The sequence below is a fragment of the Micromonospora sp. CA-244673 genome, from assembly GCF_050948395.1.
Lineage (GTDB): Bacteria > Actinomycetota > Actinomycetes > Mycobacteriales > Micromonosporaceae > Micromonospora.
Genome location: NZ_CP192019.1, coordinates 260542 through 278416 on the forward strand (window position 1 = coordinate 260542; position 17875 = coordinate 278416).

20 protein-coding genes and 1 tRNA gene are annotated in these 17875 nt (G+C 73.5%); 9 read left to right on the forward strand and 12 right to left on the reverse strand.

The window, feature by feature from the left end; all coding sequences use genetic code 11:
- The first annotated feature begins 362 nt into the window (after positions 1 to 362).
- Positions 363 to 1136, forward strand: coding sequence for a prepilin peptidase (locus tag ACQP12_RS01320; RefSeq protein ID WP_433284392.1), 774 nt, complete (start codon positions 363 to 365; stop codon positions 1134 to 1136).
- A 21-nt stretch (positions 1137 to 1157) separates the two neighbouring features.
- On the opposite strand, the gene ACQP12_RS01325 is transcribed toward ACQP12_RS01320, so the two are convergent.
- Complete coding sequence (locus tag ACQP12_RS01325; protein WP_433284394.1) at positions 1158 to 1787, reverse strand: phosphatase PAP2 family protein; 630 nt, start codon at positions 1785 to 1787, stop codon at positions 1158 to 1160.
- Between the two features lie 136 nt (positions 1788 to 1923).
- On the opposite strand from ACQP12_RS01325, the gene ACQP12_RS01330 reads away from it, so the two are divergent.
- Complete coding sequence (locus ACQP12_RS01330) at positions 1924 to 4308, forward strand: glycoside hydrolase family 65 protein (protein WP_433284396.1); 2385 nt, start codon at positions 1924 to 1926, stop codon at positions 4306 to 4308.
- Here the strand turns inward: ACQP12_RS01330 and ACQP12_RS01335 are convergent.
- Together ACQP12_RS01335 and ACQP12_RS01340 are read right to left on the reverse strand one after the other, a co-directional pair.
- Positions 4281 to 4763 (reverse strand): hypothetical protein, encoded by a 483-nt coding sequence (locus ACQP12_RS01335; protein WP_433284398.1) that lies wholly within the window; start codon positions 4761 to 4763, stop codon positions 4281 to 4283. The two genes, ACQP12_RS01330 and ACQP12_RS01335, sit on opposite strands and share 28 nt — an antisense overlap.
- A 155-nt stretch (positions 4764 to 4918) precedes the next feature.
- Entirely contained in the window at positions 4919 to 5440 is a 522-nt protein-coding gene (locus tag ACQP12_RS01340) for a hypothetical protein (RefSeq protein ID WP_433284400.1), read from the reverse strand.
- Positions 5441 to 5836: 396 nt separating this feature from the next.
- Here ACQP12_RS01340 and ACQP12_RS01345 point away from each other — a divergent pair, with 396 nt between their 5' ends.
- The 4 genes from ACQP12_RS01345 (at position 5837) to ACQP12_RS01360 (ending at position 8820) form a co-directional block, all read left to right on the forward strand.
- A complete protein-coding gene (locus ACQP12_RS01345; protein WP_433284402.1) occupies positions 5837 to 6355 on the forward strand; it encodes a hypothetical protein in 519 nt (172 codons plus the stop codon).
- Positions 6356 to 6453: 98 nt separating this feature from the next.
- Positions 6454 to 6882: an ester cyclase gene (locus ACQP12_RS01350; RefSeq protein ID WP_433284404.1), complete on the forward strand. Its 429-nt coding sequence runs from the start codon at positions 6454 to 6456 to the stop codon at positions 6880 to 6882.
- Positions 6883 to 6983: 101 nt separating this feature from the next.
- Positions 6984 to 8063, forward strand: coding sequence for an endonuclease/exonuclease/phosphatase family protein (locus ACQP12_RS01355; protein ID WP_433284406.1), 1080 nt, complete (start codon positions 6984 to 6986; stop codon positions 8061 to 8063).
- Between the two features lie 301 nt (positions 8064 to 8364).
- Positions 8365 to 8820, forward strand: a complete 456-nt coding sequence (locus tag ACQP12_RS01360) for a lamin tail domain-containing protein (protein ID WP_433284408.1) — start codon at positions 8365 to 8367, stop codon at positions 8818 to 8820.
- A gap of 365 nt (positions 8821 to 9185) precedes the next feature.
- On the opposite strand, the gene ACQP12_RS01365 is transcribed toward ACQP12_RS01360, so the two are convergent.
- A tRNA-Lys gene (locus tag ACQP12_RS01365) sits at positions 9186 to 9257 on the reverse strand.
- 120 nt (positions 9258 to 9377) lie between these two features.
- Between ACQP12_RS01365 and ACQP12_RS01370 the strand changes: the two genes are divergently transcribed.
- Together ACQP12_RS01370 and ACQP12_RS01375 are read left to right on the forward strand one after the other, a co-directional pair.
- Positions 9378 to 9674: a hypothetical protein gene (locus ACQP12_RS01370; protein WP_357949722.1), complete on the forward strand. Its 297-nt coding sequence runs from the start codon at positions 9378 to 9380 to the stop codon at positions 9672 to 9674.
- A 36-nt stretch (positions 9675 to 9710) separates the two neighbouring features.
- Entirely contained in the window at positions 9711 to 10793 is a 1083-nt protein-coding gene (locus ACQP12_RS01375) for an NAD-dependent epimerase/dehydratase family protein (RefSeq protein ID WP_433284411.1), read from the forward strand.
- A gap of 121 nt (positions 10794 to 10914) precedes the next feature.
- Here ACQP12_RS01375 and ACQP12_RS01380 read toward each other — a convergent pair whose 3' ends face one another.
- The 5 genes from ACQP12_RS01380 to ACQP12_RS01400 all read right to left on the reverse strand — a co-directional run bounded on the left by ACQP12_RS01380 (position 10915) and on the right by ACQP12_RS01400 (position 15635).
- Positions 10915 to 12039: a hypothetical protein gene (locus ACQP12_RS01380; RefSeq protein ID WP_433284413.1), complete on the reverse strand. Its 1125-nt coding sequence runs from the start codon at positions 12037 to 12039 to the stop codon at positions 10915 to 10917.
- A gap of 93 nt (positions 12040 to 12132) precedes the next feature.
- Complete coding sequence (locus tag ACQP12_RS01385; protein WP_433284415.1) at positions 12133 to 12882, reverse strand: ZIP family metal transporter; 750 nt, start codon at positions 12880 to 12882, stop codon at positions 12133 to 12135.
- Between the two features lie 39 nt (positions 12883 to 12921).
- Complete coding sequence (locus tag ACQP12_RS01390) at positions 12922 to 14121, reverse strand: GNAT family N-acetyltransferase (protein WP_433284417.1); 1200 nt, start codon at positions 14119 to 14121, stop codon at positions 12922 to 12924.
- Positions 14122 to 14258: 137 nt separating this feature from the next.
- On the reverse strand, positions 14259 to 14978 hold the full coding sequence (locus ACQP12_RS01395; RefSeq protein WP_357949711.1) for a PP2C family protein-serine/threonine phosphatase: 720 nt from the start codon (positions 14976 to 14978) through the stop codon (positions 14259 to 14261).
- 93 nt (positions 14979 to 15071) lie between these two features.
- Positions 15072 to 15635, reverse strand: a complete 564-nt coding sequence (locus ACQP12_RS01400; RefSeq protein ID WP_433284420.1) for a helix-turn-helix domain-containing protein — start codon at positions 15633 to 15635, stop codon at positions 15072 to 15074.
- A 58-nt stretch (positions 15636 to 15693) separates the two neighbouring features.
- Between ACQP12_RS01400 and ACQP12_RS01405 the strand changes: the two genes are divergently transcribed.
- The gene (locus ACQP12_RS01405; RefSeq protein ID WP_433284422.1) at positions 15694 to 16902 is read left to right on the forward strand and encodes a benzoate/H(+) symporter BenE family transporter; all 1209 of its coding nucleotides are present in this window, start codon (positions 15694 to 15696) and stop codon (positions 16900 to 16902) included.
- Here the strand turns inward: ACQP12_RS01405 and ACQP12_RS01410 are convergent, their stop codons facing one another.
- Genes ACQP12_RS01410 through ACQP12_RS01420 form a run of 3 tightly spaced genes read right to left on the reverse strand, consistent with a single transcriptional unit; the run spans position 16903 to position 17844 of the window.
- Complete coding sequence (locus tag ACQP12_RS01410) at positions 16903 to 17178, reverse strand: hypothetical protein (RefSeq protein WP_357949704.1); 276 nt, start codon at positions 17176 to 17178, stop codon at positions 16903 to 16905.
- Positions 17179 to 17200: 22 nt separating this feature from the next.
- Positions 17201 to 17566: a hypothetical protein gene (locus tag ACQP12_RS01415; RefSeq protein WP_357949701.1), complete on the reverse strand. Its 366-nt coding sequence runs from the start codon at positions 17564 to 17566 to the stop codon at positions 17201 to 17203.
- 29 nt (positions 17567 to 17595) lie between these two features.
- The gene (locus ACQP12_RS01420) at positions 17596 to 17844 is read right to left on the reverse strand and encodes a hypothetical protein (RefSeq protein ID WP_091315558.1); all 249 of its coding nucleotides are present in this window, start codon (positions 17842 to 17844) and stop codon (positions 17596 to 17598) included.
- Positions 17845 to 17875 lie beyond the last annotated feature (31 nt).

Here is a 17875-nt window from a genome sequence, read left to right on the forward strand (position 1 = left end):
ACAGAGGCAATTCATTCGAACACTCTGCGTGATGACAGGTGGTGGCGACAGGTGGGTGTCCGGACGACGACGAACGGCCTCCGGCCCGGTCGGCCGGTGGCAGGAGTGCGTTCACCCGCACGCCACACCCGGTGTCCCGGGCACGGCTCACCGGGCGGTGGAATGGGGGGCAAGCGTCCCTCTGGTCCGATCCGTCCCCCCGGCCTCCGGGCCGCCCGCCGGCCGCCGGCAGCCGCCCACGCGGCCCCGGTCACCCGCCGGCGGTACGCCGTTTTCCGCGCCATCCGTGACACGGCGATGGGCCCGGATTCACTCTGCGTGCTCCAGATTGGAACTACGCGCGACCGTTCGGGGGAGCCGGCGTGACCGCCGAACGGGTCCGCGCCACCGCACCGACGGCCCCCGCCCGTCGGCCGGGCGTCCGGCTGCTGGCCACCCTGGCGGTCGTACCGCTGCTGCGGCTGGCGGTCGCGCGGTACGCCGTACCCCCGGGGTCGCCCGACCGGGTGGGGTGCGACGGCTGCGGCGCGCCGATCGGCCTGGACCGGCCGCTGCCGGCGCTCGGCCCGGCGGCCCGCTGCGCGTCCTGCCGGGCGCGGGTGGGCGCGGCGCCGGCGGTGGTGGAGGTGGTCCTGGTCGCGGTGATGGCGGCGGTGGCGCTCACCGGCGGGCCGGCCGGCGCGCGGGCGGCTGTCGCCTGGTGGCTCGCCTGGGCCGTGCCGCTGGCCCTGGTCGACGCGGCGGTGCACCGGCTGCCGGACCGGCTGACCTGGCCGGCGGCGGCCGGGGCGTGGGTGCTGCTCGGGGTGGCCGCGCTGGCCGGGCCCGGCCCGGCGCCCTGGCTGCGGGCCACCGCGGCCGGGCTCGCCGTCGGCGCGGGCTTCGCCGCGACCACCCTGCTGCTGGGCCGGCGCGGGTTCGGTCTCGGCGACGCGAAGCTGGCGCTGGGCGCCGGGGCGCTGCTCGGCTGGTACGGCTGGCCGCCGCTGGTGGCCGGGCTGGTGCTCGCGGTCATGCTGTCGGCGGGGGCCGGCCTGGCGCTGCTGGCGGCCCGCCGGGTCCGCTGGTCCAGCCACCTGCCGTTCGGCCCGTTCCTCATCCTCGGCACCGCCGTCACCCTCGTGCTGACGACGTGAGCGCCGGCGGCGGCGAGCGGGTCAGCGCCGGGCGGGCCGGACCGCCGGGCGGGCGGCGGCGCGGCGGACCCGCCGGCGCAGGACCTCGGCCACCGGGCGGGCCAGCACCGGCGTGAGCAGCGTGCCGACCAGGACGCCGAGCAGCAGCCCGGCGGCCACGTCGTGCGGGTAGTGCACGCCCACGAAGGTGCGGGAGAACGCGGCCAGCACGGCGAGCGGGACGGCCACCAGGCCGATCCGGCGGTGCAGCAGCAGCGTCGCGGCGGCCAGCGCGCCCGCGATCGTGGCGTGGTTGCTCGGGAACGACCAGTCGCCGGCGGGCGGGCAGTGCCCGGCCACGATGACCAGGTCGGCCGGGCTACGACAGGGCCGGTCCTCGGCGATCAGGGTCTTCAACCCCTCGCTGGAGGCGTACGCGCAGACCACCGCGACCGGGGCGGCCAGGGCCAGCGCCCGGCCCCGGAGGTCGCCGCCGACCAGCCGGGCCAGCGCGGCCAGCACCAGCAGGACCCCGAGCAGGACGATCGCCCCCTCGGTGAAGTGCAGCGCGAACCAGTGCACCGGTTCCGGTGTGCGGTCGGCGAACTCGACGATGTCGTGGTACCAGTCGGCACTCACCTCGGGAACGTCTGTCACCAGGGCCTCGGTCATGAATCACCTCTCCAACCGTTCATACTCCGTTCACCTTGAGGGTGGCGGGGGAATGACAGTCGGGGCACCGAAGTCTCAGCCGCCTCTCAGCCGGGTCTGATCGGGTGGCCACGACGTACCGACCTCGGGAGGACCCGTGCCGCACAGCCCCCAGGGCGACGAGAGCTGGCGGATCCGCCGCACCGCGGCGGACCTGGACCGGCTCGGCGAGACCGAGTCGATCTTCGCGCTGGGCAACGGCTGGGTGGGCTGGCGCGGCACGCTCGACGAGGGTGAGCCGTACGAGATGCCGGGCACCTACCTCAACGGGTTCCACGAGCAGCGCGAGGTGAACTACCCCGAGAGCGGGTACGCCTTCCCCCAGCACAGCGACACCGTGATCAGCGCCCCGAACGCCGGCCTGGTCCGGCTCTGGGTCGCCGACGAGCCGCTGGACCTGCGGACCGGCACGGTCCGGCGGCACGAGCGGGTCCTCGACCTGCGCGCCGGGGTGGTCCGCCGGGAGACCGAGTGGATCTCGCCGGGCGGTCGGGGCGTACGGGTCCGCAGCACCCGGCTGGTCTCGCTGCCCCGCCGGCCGGTCGCCGCGGTCGACTACCAGGTCGAGCCGCTGGACGGGCCGGCCGACGTGCGGGTCGACGCCGACCTGCTCGCCAACGAGCGGGTGCCGGAACGCGCCGACGACCCGCGCGCCGCCTCGGTGATCCACGACCCGCTCATCCCCGAGACCGGCCGGCACGACGGCACCGACGGGGTGCTGGTGCACCGCACCGAGCGCAGCGCCCAGCGGGTCGCCGTCGCGGTCGCCCACCTGGTCGACGCGCCGGGAACCGTCGGGACCGACAGCGAACTGACCGCCGACCGGTTCCGGCTGGCGGTCACCGGCCCGCTGCGGCCCGGCGAGCGGATCCGGGTCACGAAGTTCGCCGCGTACGAGTGCGCGCACGTCGACGGCACCCCGGCCGACGAGCTGGCCGACCTGGTCGTCGCGGAGGCCGAAGCGGCCCGGGCCGAGGGGTTCGCCGCCCTGCTCGACGCGCAGCGGGCCGCCCTCGACGCCGCCTGGGCCACCGGCGACGTCGAGCTCGACGGCGATCCGGAACTCCGGCAGGCCGTCCGGTTCGCCGTGTTCCACCTGCTCCAGTCCGGCCGCGCCGACGGCGACCGGACCGTCCCGGCGAAGGGGCTGACCGGCAACGGCTACGACGGCCACGTGCTCTGGGACACCGAGGGCTACGTGCTGCCGGCGCTCACGTACCTGGCGCCCGGGCTGGCCCGCTCGGCGCTGCGCTGGCGGCACGCGCACCTGCCTGAGGCCCGGGACCGCGCGGCCGAGCTGCGCCTGGCCGGGGCCACCTTCCCGTGGCGGACCCTCGGCGGCCGGGAATGCTCCGGCTACTGGCCGGCCGGCACCGCCGGGCTGCACGTCAACGCCGACATCGCCGACGCGGTGCAGCGCTACGTCGCGGCCACCGGAGACGCGGAGTTCCTCGCCGAGTGCGGCGTCGAGCTGCTGGTGGAGACCGCCCGGCTCTGGCACGGGTACGGCCACTGGTCCGACACCGGCACCTTCCACCTGACCGGGCTCACCGGCCCCGACGAGTACTCCGCGCTGGTCGACGACAACCTCTTCACCAACCTGATGGTCCGGCGCAACCTGCGCGGTGCGGCCGACGCCGCCGAGCGCTTCCCCGAGGCGGCCGCCCGGCTCGGCGTGTACCCGGCCGAGGTGGCCGGCTGGCGGGCCGCCGCCGACGCGATGCACGTCCCCTACGACGGCAAGCGGGGAGTGCACCAGCAGTCGGCCGGCTTCACCGAGCAGCCCGAGTGGGACTTCGCGAACACCCGCGCGGACGACTACCCGCTGCTGCTGCACTTCCCCTACCTGGAGCTGTACCGCCGGCAGGTGGTCAAGCAGGCCGACCTCGTGCTGGCCATGCTGTGCTGCCCCGGCGAGTTCACCGCCGAGGAGAAGGCCCGCAACTTCGCGTACTACGAGGCCCGGACCGTCCGGGATTCGTCGCTGTCGGCGTCCGTGCAGGCGATCCTCGCCGCCGAGGTCGGCCACCTGGACCTGGCGTACGACCTGTTCGCCGAGACCGCGTTGCAGGATCTCGAGGACCTCGGCGACAAGACCGCCGACGGGCTGCACCTGGCCTCGCTGGCCGGCGCCTGGCTGGTGGTGGCGCAGGGCTTCGGCGGCCTGCGTGACGACCGGGGCGTGCTCGCGTTCGACCCGCGGCTGCCGCGCCGGATCACCCGGCTCGCCTTCCACCTGCGCTGGCATGGGCACCGGCTGCGGATCACGCTGACCCCGGACACGGCCCGCTACGAGCTGCCCGACGGTGGCCCGGCCGACGCGGTCGAGCTGTGGCACGCCGGCGAACGGCTCCGGGTGACCGGGGCGGCACCGGCGACCCGGCCCATGCCGCCCGTGCCGGACCCCGGGCCCGAGCCGCCGTCACCACCCGGCCGCCGGCCGGCCCGCCGCGCTCAGGCGGAGGTGGGCGGCGCCGGCTGACTCGGCACGCCCGACATCCGCCCGACGATCTCCTCCAGCTCCTCGAAGGCGTACGCCCAGTTGTGGCACTTGAAGCTGCGCAGCCCCTCGATCGGGGTGCGGCAGTCGGCGCAGTGCACGCCCGGGATGGCCTCCGGCACCTCGGTGTTGACGTACTTGCGTTCGCCGAGGATGACCCGCGCGATCATCCCGCGATCGTGCACCCCGTGCAGCGCGGAGGAGACGATGTCGTACCAGTTGACCCGACGACCGCACTTCGGGCAGTCCGGCTCGTCGCCGCTCACCCACAGCGGGGCGCCGATGCTCCGCGCCGGCATGTTCAGCAGCTTCTCCAGCCGGCGCACGTCCGACTCCGGCGTGGTCCAGCGGTGCCGGCCGGGCAGCGAGGCGGGTGAGTCGTAGACGGCGCGGAACACCACCGGGTCGACCTCCACGGTCTCCCGTCCACTGGTCATCGGTACCTCCTCGGCTCGGCTGGTCCCACCGTCGTACCAGGTGAACGGCGCCGACAACCGGATCACGGACACGACGGGCGGTGTGTCGCTGGAAGGCCGAACGTCGTCACCACGACGGTCGCCGCGACAACCGTTGATCGTCAGCCGTAGGACGCTCAGGAGCCGGTGGCCTGGAACCTGCGGAGTGCGGCTTCAGCGAGCTGGGTGAGGTATCTGTCGCCGCCGGGTTGGTTGCCCTGCTCCTTGACGGCCACCAACGTGGTTCCGGTCCGGATGAGGATGCTGTCCCACTCCAACGGCTCGGACCCGAACGTCCTGCAGCTGACGTGGACACTGTCATCGCCCAACCGCGGCCCTGGCGCCACCGCGAAGCGGTACCTGTCGCCGACGCCGGCCCCGGACGACACGACGACGGTGGGGCAACGGCCGATGAGGGTTCGCAGGTCGGTCATTGCTCGCCGTGCACCGTCATCGGCATAGGTCCTGAGGACCTCGGTACCCACCCACCCCCAGCCATCGGGATCCGCGTCATAGCTGATGGTGGCCGCGGCCATCGCTGACGGCGTCCCGGTCAGCCGCGCGGCCGACAGGAGCGGAATCATGCTGTCCGAACAGGACATGCCGGCATCTGAGCGCCGATCCCCAGCATCCGCCGCCATCACGGTCGCGATATCCACAGCGAATCCGGGCGGCACCGAGTCCGCGGCCAGCAGGCGTGCGGACAGCGCCGCCGAGTAGCCGGCTCCGCCGGTCGCCGGAACCTCCGGGGATGCTGGCTTCGTGGCGGTGGCCGAGCCCGTCGCCCGCGCCGTGGAGGGGATCGTTTCGCCCGCCGATCGGTCGGCGTTGTGACGTTGAAGGACCGCACGCGGTCACCATGCAGACGGCCACCACAGCGGCTGACCCACGCCGCACCATCCTGAGCACCGGGCAGACTCCACCTCGCGGAAGACGCGTCAACCTACCAGCGTGACGCCGTTGGCCCGCGGGTCGGCCGATCGTGACCGTTGAGGGACCGTCGCGTGATGTCGCCCTGGCACGATGCGGCCATGCGCAGACAGTCAGCTCCGTGGATGATTCTGATTCCGCTGCTGGGGCTCCTGGCGGCCTGCACCCCACCTGACGAGCCGATCGTCGCCCTGGCTGTCCAGGATGGTCAGCCGGTCGGTGTCCTCGTCACCTGCGACGGTGACTCGTTCTCCCAGCTCAGTGTATTCGAAAACGATGCCGGGAACGACCAGGGCGACCACACGCTGATCAGCTGGGCGGTCGATGGCACGCCGACGAGCGAAATCGTCGAGGTCCACCTTCTCGGCCAGCCGCCCGAGGGTTGGAAGGTGCGCGAGAGCCGCGACCTCCCTGCCTCGGAGGCAGGCGTCGCCGTGAAGACCGAACCGCTCACCGAGCTGAAGCCTGGAGTCAGGTACAGCCTCTCCGGATCGAGCCACCACAGCGCGATCTCCGTACCCTTCACCGTTTCGGACTTCGCACGGATCACCTCGGACAAGGTGCTGGCGCCGACCGACCACGACACGATGAAGATCATGTCGCGGGACACCTTCGTCGGCGCCGCCCGCGACAGCTGCGCCTGAACCGGCTTCCCGGTAGCGGCTTTCTCTCCCCCCGGAGGTGAGTGAGCCCACCCGCCAGCAGGCTTTCCGTCCCGGTTCCCGGCTGCCAGGGTGACGTCATGATTGACAGTGCGGTGACGCGCCGCGTCGTGGGCGACTTCCTCCGGTACGTACGCTCCGGCCAAGAGCCGCAGCGAGCGGCGGAGTTCATGGCATCGACGGTGCGTGCCCACCAGGTGCAGTCCGAGGACCTGTCCACGGTTGAACGGAACCCGGACGACTACGCCGAGCACGTCCGGGAGATGACCGCCACCTGGGGCGCGTTCGACCTCACGATCGAAGAATTCCTGGTTGACGGTGCGCGAGCGCATGTCCGGCTGGCCCAGGTGGGCCGTCACCTCGCGCCGCTGGATGGCCTTGCACCGACCGGCCGAACCGTCCGCCAGATCAACTCGGTCGTCTATCACGTCGAGGACGGACTGATCACCGAGTACTGGATCCAGATCGATCGAGCCGGTCTGCTGGCCCAACTCAGGGACGGTTCCTGACGACATCGCCCAGGTGCGAGTGCGATCTGCCCGAGAATGTATGCCGACCCCGTCCAGGACCCGAGGATGCCGCAGTGACCGGCAGTGAGCGAGGACAGACGATGACGCCGGTGGGCACGGCGGAGACCGGACAGGGCGGCGCCGGCCGCCGGGACACCGACGCCCGGACCTGGCGCGCGCGCATCCGCAGGGCGCTGACCGCCGCCTCCCGGCCAGGCCCCTGGAAGCGCGGCCGGGTGCTCGCGGCGCTGGCGCTGCTGCTCGGGCTGCTCATGCTGCTGCACGCCGAGGTCCCGAACCGGATCGGGAACCTCGGCAGCCTGGTGGAGACCTTCCTGCCGTGGTTCGGCCTGTTCATCCCCGTACTGCTGGTCGGGGCGCTGTGGCGCCGCTCCGCCTCCGCGGTGGTCGCGCTGCTGTTGCCGGTCCTGGTGTGGCTGAACCTCTTCGGCGGGCTGCTCGGCGACAAGTCCCAGCCGGGCAGCGGCCTCACCGTGGCCGAGCACAATGTCGGCGCCGGCAATCCCGACCCGGCCCGCACCGCTCGCGACCTGGCCGCCTCCGGGGCCGACGTGCTGGCCCTGGTGGAGGTGACCGAGCAGGCCCGGGGCACCTACGAGAACGAGCTGGCGAAGGCGTACCCGTACCACGCGGTGGAGGGCACGGTCGGGCTGTGGAGCAAGCTGCCGCTGTCGGAGACCCAGCCGGTCGACACCAAGATGGACTACGGGCCGCTCGCGGACACCAAGCCGCTCGACGTCAAGATGGCCTACAACCGGGCGCTGCGCACCACGGTGACCACGAGCCAGGGCCCGGTCGCGGTGTATGTAGCCCACCTGGGATCCGCGCGGGTGAACCCCCGTGCGGGCTTCTGGACGACCCACCGGGACAGGAACGCGCAGGCGCTCGGCGAGGCCATCGCCGCCGAGGGGAACGAGCGGGTGGTGCTGCTCGGTGACCTGAACGGCGCCATGGACGACCGCGCGTTCGCCGGCATCACCTCGGAGCTGCGCTCGGCCCAGGATGAGGCCGGGAACGGCTTCGGCTTCACCTGGCCGGCGCAGTTCCCGGTGGTGCGGATCGACCAGATCCTGGTGAGAGGCATGAAGCCGGAGAGCTCGTGGGTGCTGCCGGCCACCGGCAGCGACCACCTGCCGGTGGCGGCCCGAATCGCGCCGTGATCACCGCGCTCCGAGGCCCGGCGGGGGCGGCGTTGATCTTCTGCGCCAGGGACGGCTCCACATGCTCAACCAGTCGTCTAGGTAGCGCCGACAAGTAGGCGCCGTGGTCGCCGGTGCGCCCATCGCGGCCAGGACCGAAGGAACAGCAACTGCCTACCGTTCGGCCAGGACTTAGGCAGGTCGGCGTTGCCGCCCCCGAACCGGTCGCTCAGTGTCGTTACGATCTCGCGCGCATGTGCTGCGATCAAGGCAGCTCACCGGTGCTCATGTCACCGGCCACGTTCAAGTCCAGGGGGACCACTTGAAGAACAGGCTTATCGGGTTCGTCTCGGCGCTCGCCATCGCCGTCGGCGGGTCGCTGGCCGCCGCCGCCCCGGCGCAGGCCGCCACCCCGGCCGTCATGATCACGAAGGCCTACTACAACTCGCCGGGCAGCGACACCGGGTCGAACACCAGCCTGAACGCCGAGTACGTCCGGCTGACCAACAAGCGCAGCTCCACCATCAACCTCAAGTACTGGACTCTGCGCGACAAGTCCAACCACGTCTACAAGTTCACCATCAACTGGTACCTCAAGGCCGGCGCCAGCGTCGTGATCCACACCGGCAAGGGCACCAACACCAGCAGCAACCTCTACTGGGGCTCGGGCGCGTACATCTGGAACAACACCGGCGACGCCGCCTACCTGCGCAACTCCGCCGGCAGCTCGATCGACTCCTGCTCCTGGGGCAGCAGCGGCAGCTACACCAACTGCTGAACGCCCGGTCAGCACCGCAGCGCCGGCCCACCGTCTAGGTGGGCCGGTCGCCTGCTGTCTCCGGCTTCACGCCACCCCGTCTCCGTACTTTGGCCGGCAAGGCGCAGCCGTTGGGCAACCAGCAAGCCGACGAAAGAACCGCAGGGTCCCTTCGGGCCCTTGGACGATCTCGACGAACAGGCCGAGCAGCCGCGAATTGCGCACGGGCGGTCCGTTCGTCATCGTCCGCCCTCCAGCTGTTCGGTCCGCCGCCGCTTCGGAGCGCATCCCCGACACGGAAGTCAGGCTGGCGGTTGGTCCGCTGCTGTACCGGCCCCGATCATGGCAACGGCGGCCCCGGACGGGACCGCTGACCTGCGGAGGAGTGGGCCGCCAGGGACTCGAACCCTGAACCTATGGATTAAAAGTCCACAGCTCTGCCATTGAGCTAGCGGCCCGTCCGACCAGGCTACCGGAACCCGTCCGCGCGGGCCTTCCGCCTTCCCCACCTGTCGATCTTCAGACTCCGCGGTGGCCGGCGGGGCATGGCGACGCCCGCCTGGGGAACCGGGATAGGCATGAGGGTGAGCGCGGCCGCGGTGGCGGCGTCCAGCGAGGTGGCCGGGGACGACGGGGTACGCCGGCCCGGTGGCGAGGTCCACGCCTGGTTGCCGGGCCAGAACCAGACGGTCTGCGGGCTCCAGCTCAGCCGTACCCGCCTGCGCCGCTTCCCCCACGTGCCCTTCGACTACTCGAACACGGACGTGCTCACCGAGGCCGATCCCGAGGGCTACGTCTGCCCCCGCTGCCTGGCCGCCACGCAGGGCCGGCGTGAGGGCGAGAAGAGCTGGGCGCGGACGAACCCCCGTCCGTGAGCGGTTGCTGTCCGCTTCAGCGGGTAGGGCACCGGTATGCGCATCGTGATCGTGGGGGCCACCGGAAATGTCGGGACCGCGCTGCTGCGCCGGCTGCGGCGGGAGTCCGGGGCGGAACTGGTCGGGGTGGTGCGCCGGCTGCCGGGGCCGGACGCCGGTGAGCCGTACGACGGGGTGGAGTGGTATTCCTGCGACGTCGGGGCGCCGGACGCGGTGGAGACGCTGGCCGTGGCCTTCGCCGGGGCGCGGGCCGTGGTGCATCTGGCCTGGCAGATCCAGCCCAGCCACGACCAGCGCACCCTGCACCGGACCAACGTCGGCGGCAGCCGTGCCGTGTTCGAGGCGACCGTCCGGGCCGGCGTTCCCGCCCTCGTGCACGCCTCGTCGGTCGGCGCCTACGCGCCCGGCCCGAAGGATCACCCGGTGAGCGAGAACTGGCCGGCGACCGGGGTGGAGACGTCGTCGTACAGCCGGGACAAGGCCGAGGTGGAGGCGCTGCTGGACGGCATCCAGCGGGAGCGGCCGGAGCTGCGGGTGGTCCGGCTGCGGCCGGGGCTGACCTTCCAGCGGGACGCCGGCACGGAGATCCGTCGCTACTTCATGGGGCCGCTGGCGCCGGTCCGGCTGCTCCGGTACGGCCGGATTCCGCTGGTCCCGACGAACCGGCGGCTGCGCATGCAGGCGGTGCACGCCGACGACGTGGCCGACGCGTACGCCCGGGCGGTGCTGCGTGATGCTCGCGGCGCCTTCAACGTGGCCGCGGACCCGGTGCTGACCCCGGAGCTGCTGGCCCGGCACTTCCACGGCTGGACGGTGCCGGTGGCCACCCCGGTGCTGCGCGCGGCGGCGGCGCTGACCTGGCGGGCGCGGTTGCAACCGGTCGACACCGGCTGGGTCGACCTGGCGTTGAACGCCCCGCTCATGTCCAGCGAGCGCGCCGAGCGGGAACTCGGCTGGACCCCGAAGGTCGACAGCGTCACGGCGCTGAAGGAGCTGTTCGACGGCATGTCGAGTCGCACCGGCACCACCTCACCGCCGATGTCGGCGGACCCGACCCTCCCCGGCCGCCCGAAGGCCCTCCTGAAGGCCCGCCTCCCCGGCCACCCCAACCCCTACTGACCAGGCCCGCGCCGGTCACGGCCCCGACTGGTGCCGCTCGTGACCATGAAGTTGTTGCCCCGACACGCCGACGACGGTGGCAATAACCTCATGATCAACAGGGGGGGTCCAGCGAGGCGGGTCAGGAGAGGCGGGAGCCGGACACCGTGGGTGGGTGGGCGCCCAGGAAGAAGATGCCGGGGTAGCCCCTTGTTTCGAAGCCCTTGCTTGGGTTGCGGCGGAGGGTCGAGCTTTCGATCTTCATGGTGCCGGTGCGGTTGTTGCTGACGAAGAAGACGGCGCCGCCGCCCTCGTTCGCCGTGTTGTTCTCGATGATCGTGCCGGCGATGCGGACGGTGAACTCGTTGCCGTCGCAGTAGATGGCGCCGCCGCTGCCGCCGCCGGGGGTGCCGGCCCGGGACGGGTTCGCGCCGCTGCCCACCGCCCGGTTGTCGCGGAAGACGCTGTTCAGCACGGTCCAGGAGACGCCGATGCTGCTGGTCGCCGCCCCGTTCGCGCAGACCCCGCCGGTGAAGGTGCTGTTCACCACGTACACCGGTTTGTTGTCGTGCTGGCTGAGCACCCGCAGCGCGGCGCCGCCCAGGTCCGGTCCGGTCCGGTCGCAGCGGTTGTCCACGAAGCGCGTGTTGACCACCTTGAGCCGGCCGCCGCGTACGAAGATCGCACCGCCCCCGCCGCCCTCGGTCCGGTCGCCGGTGGAGTTGCCGTCGGCGAAGGTCAGGTTCTGCACGGTGAGCTGCGGGTGGTCCTGGTTCTGGCAGTGCGAGGTGGTCCAGCCCTGGGCCTGGTCGCAGGTGTTCTGGTAGAGGATCCGGCGCTCGCCGCCGCCGCTCAGGGTGACCTTGCCGCCGCCGTCCAGCACGACCCGCGGGCCGTGCGAGTTGACCACCTTGGCGGTCGCCTTCATCCGGATGGTCACCGGGGCCGGGCCGCAGTCGAACGTGATGATCCCGCCGGCCGCCACGGCCTTCACCACCGCCGCCGAGGTGCAGCTCGCCGGGGTGCCGGTGCCGACCGTGCGGGTCGGGCGGGACGTGTCCACGGCCCGCGCCTCGGCGGGGACGGCGGCGCGCCCGTCCGGGTTGCCGGCCCGGAACGCGGCCGCCGAGGGAGCGGCGCTGGGCTTGGCGGTGCCGGTGGCGGCGACCGGCGCCGGCGAACCCGCCGGCTGGTCACCTCCGCAGGCGGGCAGCGTCGCGGTGGCGAGACCGAGGACGAGGAGGGTGACAGCGGGCTTCACACGCACCGCCCGATGCTAGGAGGGCGGCCCACCGCCGCACGACTCCGCGCGGGATCCTTAACCCGCCGCTAAGCCACCCGCCCGCCGTGGCGCTTCCCGTCAGGCGTGGGACAGGGCGAACGCGACCAGGAAGCCGAGGACCGTGATCAGGCCGACGAGCAGGTGGGCGTCCTCGTACGCCTCCGGAACCATGGTGTCGGTGATCATCGCGAGGATCGCGCCGGCCGCGAGCGCCGTGATGCCGGCCAGCACCGCCGGCGGGGCGCCGCCGAGCAGCGTGTACCCGGCCAGGGCCGCCACGCCGGAGACCAGGGCGATCGCCGTCCAGAGCAGGAACACGTAGCGGCGGGTCCGGCCCGCCTGGCGCATGCCGGCCGCGCTGGACAGGCCCTCGGGCACGTTGCTGAGGAAGACGGCGAGCACCGTGACCAGGCTGACCGGGCCGCCGGCCAGCAGGCTCGCCCCGATCACCACCGATTCGGGTACGCCGTCCAGCAGCGCCCCGACCGCGATGGCCGAGCCCGAGCCGGGCTGCTCCTGCTCGGTGGGCTGCTCGTCCCCGGAGCGCTTGCGGTGCCGCGCCCCACGCCGGGCCAGCAGGATGTTCGCGCCCGTGTAGGCGAGCGCCCCGACCGTCGAGCCGATCACGACCGGCTGCAGCCCGCCCTGCTCGTGCGCCTCGGCGATCAGCTCGAACGAGACGGCGGAGAGCAGCACGCCCGCGCCGAACGCCATGACCGAGGCGATGACCCGGCGCGGCACCCGTGCGAAGAACCCGACGGCCGCCCCGATCAGCAGGGCCGACCCGGCCAGCAGTCCCCAGAATCCCGCTTCCAACCACTCCGGCACCCGCAGGACCCTACCCCCGGCCCGGAATCGGAAACGGACTCAGAAATCGGCGAACAGGTACGGCAGCGCCCGCGGGAAGATCCGGCGCAGCTCGGCGGCCGCGTCGACCGGCACCTCGCCGAGCCCGCGCACGGCTACCTCGGCCGGGTCGAGCACCCCGTACGCCAGGGCGGAGAGCCCGGCGGCGGTGAGCCGCGCGGCCGGCACGGTGCCCGCGGCGGCGGCGTCCCCGGGGAGCACCTCCAGCGTGCCGGTGGCGCCGTCGAGCAGGTGGGTGCCGGCCAGCCAGCGGTCGCCGACCAGTTCGACGGTGACCCGGCCGGTCCCGACCGGCTGGTCGGCGAGCGCGTCCAGGCTGAGCAGCCGGGCCATCGGGGCGGGCGAGCCGGGCCGGGACACCCGTGCCTCGACGTGCACGGCGAGGTCGGTGAGCCACAGCTCGGGCAGCTCGTCGGCGGGCAGCTCGACGCTGATCCGCTCCACCTGGTCGACGTGGCGGGCGAAGAACTGGAGCAGCGACGCCCGGGCGTACGGGTCGCTGGCCAGCAGGTCGTCGGCGATCAGCGTGCCGCCGTGGTCGTCGATCCGGTAGGTGACCGCGCCGACCGTCTCGCCGTCCCGGACGGCGGTGAGCAGCCAGCGGTCGTCCCGGTCGCGCAGCCCGACCGCCCGGAAGTCCGGGAAGACCGCGAACCCGTGCCGCTCGCGCAGGCAGCGTTCGGTGTACGCCCGCCACCGCTCGTAGCCGGCGCCGACCCGCTCCCACACCACCTCGCCGGGCAGCTCGGCGCGGAGCAGCGGGGCCAGGTCCGCGGGCGAGAAGACCGCGGTACGCCGCCGGGGCAGCCCGACGTAGCCGAAGCGCTCGTAGAACGAGGCGCGGAACGGGTAGAGCGCGGTCAGCTGGTTCCCCTCGTCCCGCATCTCGTCGAGGAGCTGGTGCAGCAGCGTGCGCACGTGCCCGCGCCGGCGGGCCAGCGGGTGGGTGGCCACCCCGGCGACGCCGGCCATCGGCAGCACGGCCCCGCGCAGGTTCTGCCGCATCGGGACCGCCGAGACGGCGGCCGTGGTGACGCGGTCCTCCTCGACGACGAGTGTCCGGTTGCCCGCGTTGTACGGCAGGTACGTGCGGAACTCCTCGGTCCGCGACACGGCCATCGGGGATGTCTCGAAGGCGTACGCCTGGAGCGGGAAGCTGGTGGTGAGGCGTTCCTCGGTGGCCAAGCGGCGAATGCGCATCCGCCCATCCCAACCGGTCCCTCCCGCCGCCGCAACCGGAAAGCCGGTCAGGTCACCGGCAGGTGCCGGACGTGGCGGCGCCGCCGCAACCGCGCCGACGCGGTGGCGGGCCGCCCGTGCTGCGACGGGCGGCCGGCTCAGGCCTCGGTGACGTCGGAGACCACCACGGTGACGTTGTCCGGCGCGCCGGCCTGGTGGGCGAGCTTCACGAGCTGCTCGCCGCACTGCTGCCGGTCCCCGTAGGTGACCAGCGCCGAGGCGATGGCGGCGTCCTCCACGTAGTCGGAAAGGCCGTCGCTGCACAGCAGCAGCCGGTCGCCGGCGAACACGGTGAGCACCCCGACGGCCGGCGGCGCGTCCGAGCCCTGCACCGCCCGGGTGACGAGCGAGCGTTGCGGGTGGTGGCGGGCCTGGTCGGGGGAGAGCGCGCCCTGGTCGACGAGCGCCTGCACGAAGGTGTCGTCCCGGGTGAGCTGGCTCAGCTCGGTGTCCCGCAGCAGGTAGCAGCGGGAGTCGCCGACCTGGGCGAGGACCAGGGTGTCTCCGGCGAGCAGGGCGGCGGTCAGCGTTGTACCCATGCCGTCGCGCGCCGGGTCGACCGTGATGGCCGCGCGGATGCGCTGGTTGGCGGTGCTCACCACGGCGCGCAGGGCGTCGGCGGCCTCGTCCGGGGCGGTCGGCGGGGTCAGCTCGTCCAGGATGCGGATGACGATCTCGCTGGCCACCTCGCCGGCGGGGAGGCCGCCCATGCCGTCGGCCACCGCCACGAGGCGGTCACCGGCGAGGGCGGAGTCCTCGTTGTTGGTCCGGACGAGGCCGACGTCGTTCAGGATGGCCGAGCGGAGGATCAGCGTCATGGGGACAAGCTTGCCAAGAACATCGGCTCCGCGTCTCTACGCATTGCTGGGTCTGCTGAAAGAAATGTCGCCGGCTTGCACACCCGGTATGTATCAACCATCCATTGTGGCCGTTCGCGGGTAGCGCAGCAGCAGGCTCGCCCGGACCTCCTCGTCGCCGACCGCGGCGTAGCTGTGCGGCACGTCGGAGACCCAGCGGAGGTATTCCCCGGGGCCGGCGGTCTGCGGGGCGCCGACCGGGCCGGCGCGGAGCACGCCGGAGAAGACGGTGACGTGTTCGGTGACGCCGGCCTGGTGCGCGGGGGAGAGCTGCGCCGGGCCCGGGCTGACCCGCATCCGGTAGAGCTCGTAGGTCGCGTCGGTGTCGCTGAAGACCTCCAGCAGGGTGGCCCCCACGGCGGCGCCGCGGACGGTCGGTGTCTCCGCCGGGCCGGAGAGTACGGCGGTGAGCGGCACGCCGAGCTGCGCGGTGATCGCGTACAGGGTCTCCAGGGTGGGGTTGCGGGTGCCGTTCTCCAGCCCGGAGAGGGTGGCCTTCCCGACGCCGGCCAGCCGGGCGAGCGTGGACAGGGACATCTCCCGCTCCTCGCGGAGAGCGCGGATCCGCCGGCCGACGGCTTCGGCGGTCCGGTCACCGGCTGGTGGGGCAGCTGCCATGGGGCTATCGTGCTACATCGGTCCGTTCCGTAAACGGAACGGCGGTGAGGGGGAGAGCATGGCCGGTCGACTGCAACCCGTCCTGGCCGGCGTCGTGACCGCACTGGTCGGCTTCGTCAGCTCGTTCACTGTCGTGCTCGCCGGGCTGCGCGCGGTGGGCGCGGACCAGGCGCAGGCCGCCTCCGGGCTGCTCGCCCTCTGTGTCGCCAGCGGCTGCTGCGCCGTCTGGCTCGGCCTGCGGCACCGGCTGCCGCTGGCCATCGCCTGGTCCACCCCGGGCGCCGCCCTGCTCGTCGCCACCGGGCCGGTGCCCGGCGGGTGGCCGGCGGCGGTCGGCGCCTTCCTGCTCACCGGCCTCCTGATCGTCGCGGCCGGGCTCATTCCCGCGCTCGGCCGGGCCGTAGCCGCGATCCCCGCGCCGATCGCCAGCGCCATGCTCGCCGGGGTGCTGCTGCCGCTCTGCACCGCGCCCGTCCGGGCCCTGGTCGAGGTGCCCCGGCTGGCCGGGCCGGTGGTGCTCGCCTGGCTCCTGCTGCACCGGTTCGCCCGCCGCTGGGCGGTGCCCGGCGCGCTCGCCGTGGCCGTCGTGGCGATCGCGCTGACCGCGTCCGGGCCGGCCCGGATCGACGCCGCCCCCGCCGTCGCGCTGACCGCGCCCGCCTGGACGCTGCCCGCGATCGTCGGGCTGGCGCTGCCGCTGTTCCTGGTCACCATGGCCGCGCAGAACGTGCCGGGCACGGCCGTGCTGGCCGGCTACGGCTACCGGGCCCCGCTGGGCTCCGCGCTCCGCGTGACCGGGCTCGCCACCGCGCTCGGCGCGGCGGCCGGCGGGCACGCGGTGAACCTGGCCGCGATCACCGCCGCGCTGGCGGCCGGCCCGGACGCCCACCCCGACCCGGAGCGGCGCTGGATCGCCTCGGTCACCGCGGGGATCGGCCTGGCGCTGCTCGGCCTGGGGGCCGGCGTGGCGACCGCCCTCGTGCTGCTCTCCCCGCCGGTCCTGGTCGAGGCGGTGGCCGGGCTCGCGCTGCTCGGTGCGCTGGCCGGCGCGGTCGCGGCGGCGGTCGCCGAGCCGGACGCCCGGGAGGCCGCCGTGGTCACCCTCGTGGTCACCGCCTCCGGGGTGAGCCTGCTCGGCGTGGGCGGCGCGTTCTGGGGGCTCGTCGCCGGCTGGCTGATGCTCCTGCTGTTCCGCCGCCGTCGCGCCACCACCGCGTCGGTGCCCGAGCCGGAACCCGAGCCGGCCGTCCCGGTCCGGGTGGGCTGATCAGGCGGCGCCCTCCGCCTCGGCGCCGATCTCCATGATCCGCAGGCGCACGCCGGTGACGTTCTCCTCGACCATCCGCTTCAGCGCCCGCGCGTGCTCCAGCGTGTCGAGCACGACCAGCGCGTGGCCGAGGCCGGACTCGTCCTCGTCCGCGCCCCACCAGCCCCGGACGAAGCCCGGGCTCTGCCGGGTCACCTCGGCCATGTGCGCGAACTGGGCGGCCCGTGCCGCCGCGTCGGTCGGCGTGCCGCCCTGCTCCCCGATCACCATCCACATGCCGCCCACCCTAGGCGGGGAGTCACTCCTCCGGGGGGAGCTCACCGGCGGGGACGGTGAGGCGTACGCCGTCGTCGGTGACCGCCGCGATCCGGTCGGCCAGCACGTAGACCGCGCCGGTGCGGGCCAGTTCGGTGGAGACCTTGAGGTAGCCCTCGCGCAGCAGCCGGGCGGCCAGGTCGGCCGGGACGTCCGGCTCCTCGGCGGCCGCCGACCCGATCAGCTCGTCCAGGCTGCTGCCCGGGTCGACGGGAGCGGGCGCCTGCACGGTCACGGCGGCCGGGTCGCCGCGCTGGACGAGATCCACGGTGCCCACCTCGACGCCGGTGGAGTCGACCACCCGCATGCCGGTCGTGACCCGGGAGACGCTGTCCTGCTGCTGGCTCATACAGGCGCGGTTCCCGAGGCGCGCGGGCGCTAAACGGGCGGGGCCCAGCCGCTCGGCGGGCGCGGGGACAGCTCGCGCCAGGTGTCCGGCCCCTCCAGCAGCGCCCGGACCGTCTCCTCGGCCTCCTCGACGCTGGCGTACTCGTAGAACTGGGAGACCCCCTCGGCGCCGCCGGCGCGCTGCTCGACATGCCAGCGGTCGCCGTCGACCCGGAGGAAGACGTCCCGCCGGGCCAGCCGCCCCCATTTCCCGTTCCACCAGTGCCTGCGCTGCTCCATGCCCGGACTCTATCGAACATGTGTTCGACAC

Bases quoted from the DNA above. Each gene is read 5' to 3' on its own strand.
- ACQP12_RS01405 (WP_433284422.1), top strand. From the start codon at position 15,694: ATGGCCGGTCGACTGCAACCCGTCCTGGCCGGCGTCGTGACCGCACTG.
- ACQP12_RS01325 (WP_433284394.1), bottom strand. From the start codon at position 1,787: ATGACCGAGGCCCTGGTGACAGACGTTCCCGAGGTGAGTGCCGACTGG.
- ACQP12_RS01420 (WP_091315558.1), bottom strand. From the start codon at position 17,844: ATGGAGCAGCGCAGGCACTGGTGGAACGGGAAATGGGGGCGGCTGGCC.
- ACQP12_RS01345 (WP_433284402.1), top strand. From the start codon at position 5,837: ATGATTCTGATTCCGCTGCTGGGGCTCCTGGCGGCCTGCACCCCACCT.
- ACQP12_RS01335 (WP_433284398.1), bottom strand. From the start codon at position 4,763: ATGACCAGTGGACGGGAGACCGTGGAGGTCGACCCGGTGGTGTTCCGC.
- ACQP12_RS01415 (WP_357949701.1), bottom strand. From the start codon at position 17,566: ATGAGCCAGCAGCAGGACAGCGTCTCCCGGGTCACGACCGGCATGCGG.
- ACQP12_RS01350 (WP_433284404.1), top strand. From the start codon at position 6,454: ATGATTGACAGTGCGGTGACGCGCCGCGTCGTGGGCGACTTCCTCCGG.
- ACQP12_RS01370 (WP_357949722.1), top strand. From the start codon at position 9,378: ATGAGGGTGAGCGCGGCCGCGGTGGCGGCGTCCAGCGAGGTGGCCGGG.
- ACQP12_RS01390 (WP_433284417.1), bottom strand. From the start codon at position 14,121: ATGCGCATTCGCCGCTTGGCCACCGAGGAACGCCTCACCACCAGCTTC.
- ACQP12_RS01355 (WP_433284406.1), top strand. From the start codon at position 6,984: ATGACGCCGGTGGGCACGGCGGAGACCGGACAGGGCGGCGCCGGCCGC.
- ACQP12_RS01375 (WP_433284411.1), top strand. From the start codon at position 9,711: ATGCGCATCGTGATCGTGGGGGCCACCGGAAATGTCGGGACCGCGCTG.
- ACQP12_RS01400 (WP_433284420.1), bottom strand. From the start codon at position 15,635: ATGGCAGCTGCCCCACCAGCCGGTGACCGGACCGCCGAAGCCGTCGGC.
- ACQP12_RS01395 (WP_357949711.1), bottom strand. From the start codon at position 14,978: ATGACGCTGATCCTCCGCTCGGCCATCCTGAACGACGTCGGCCTCGTC.
- ACQP12_RS01410 (WP_357949704.1), bottom strand. From the start codon at position 17,178: ATGTGGATGGTGATCGGGGAGCAGGGCGGCACGCCGACCGACGCGGCG.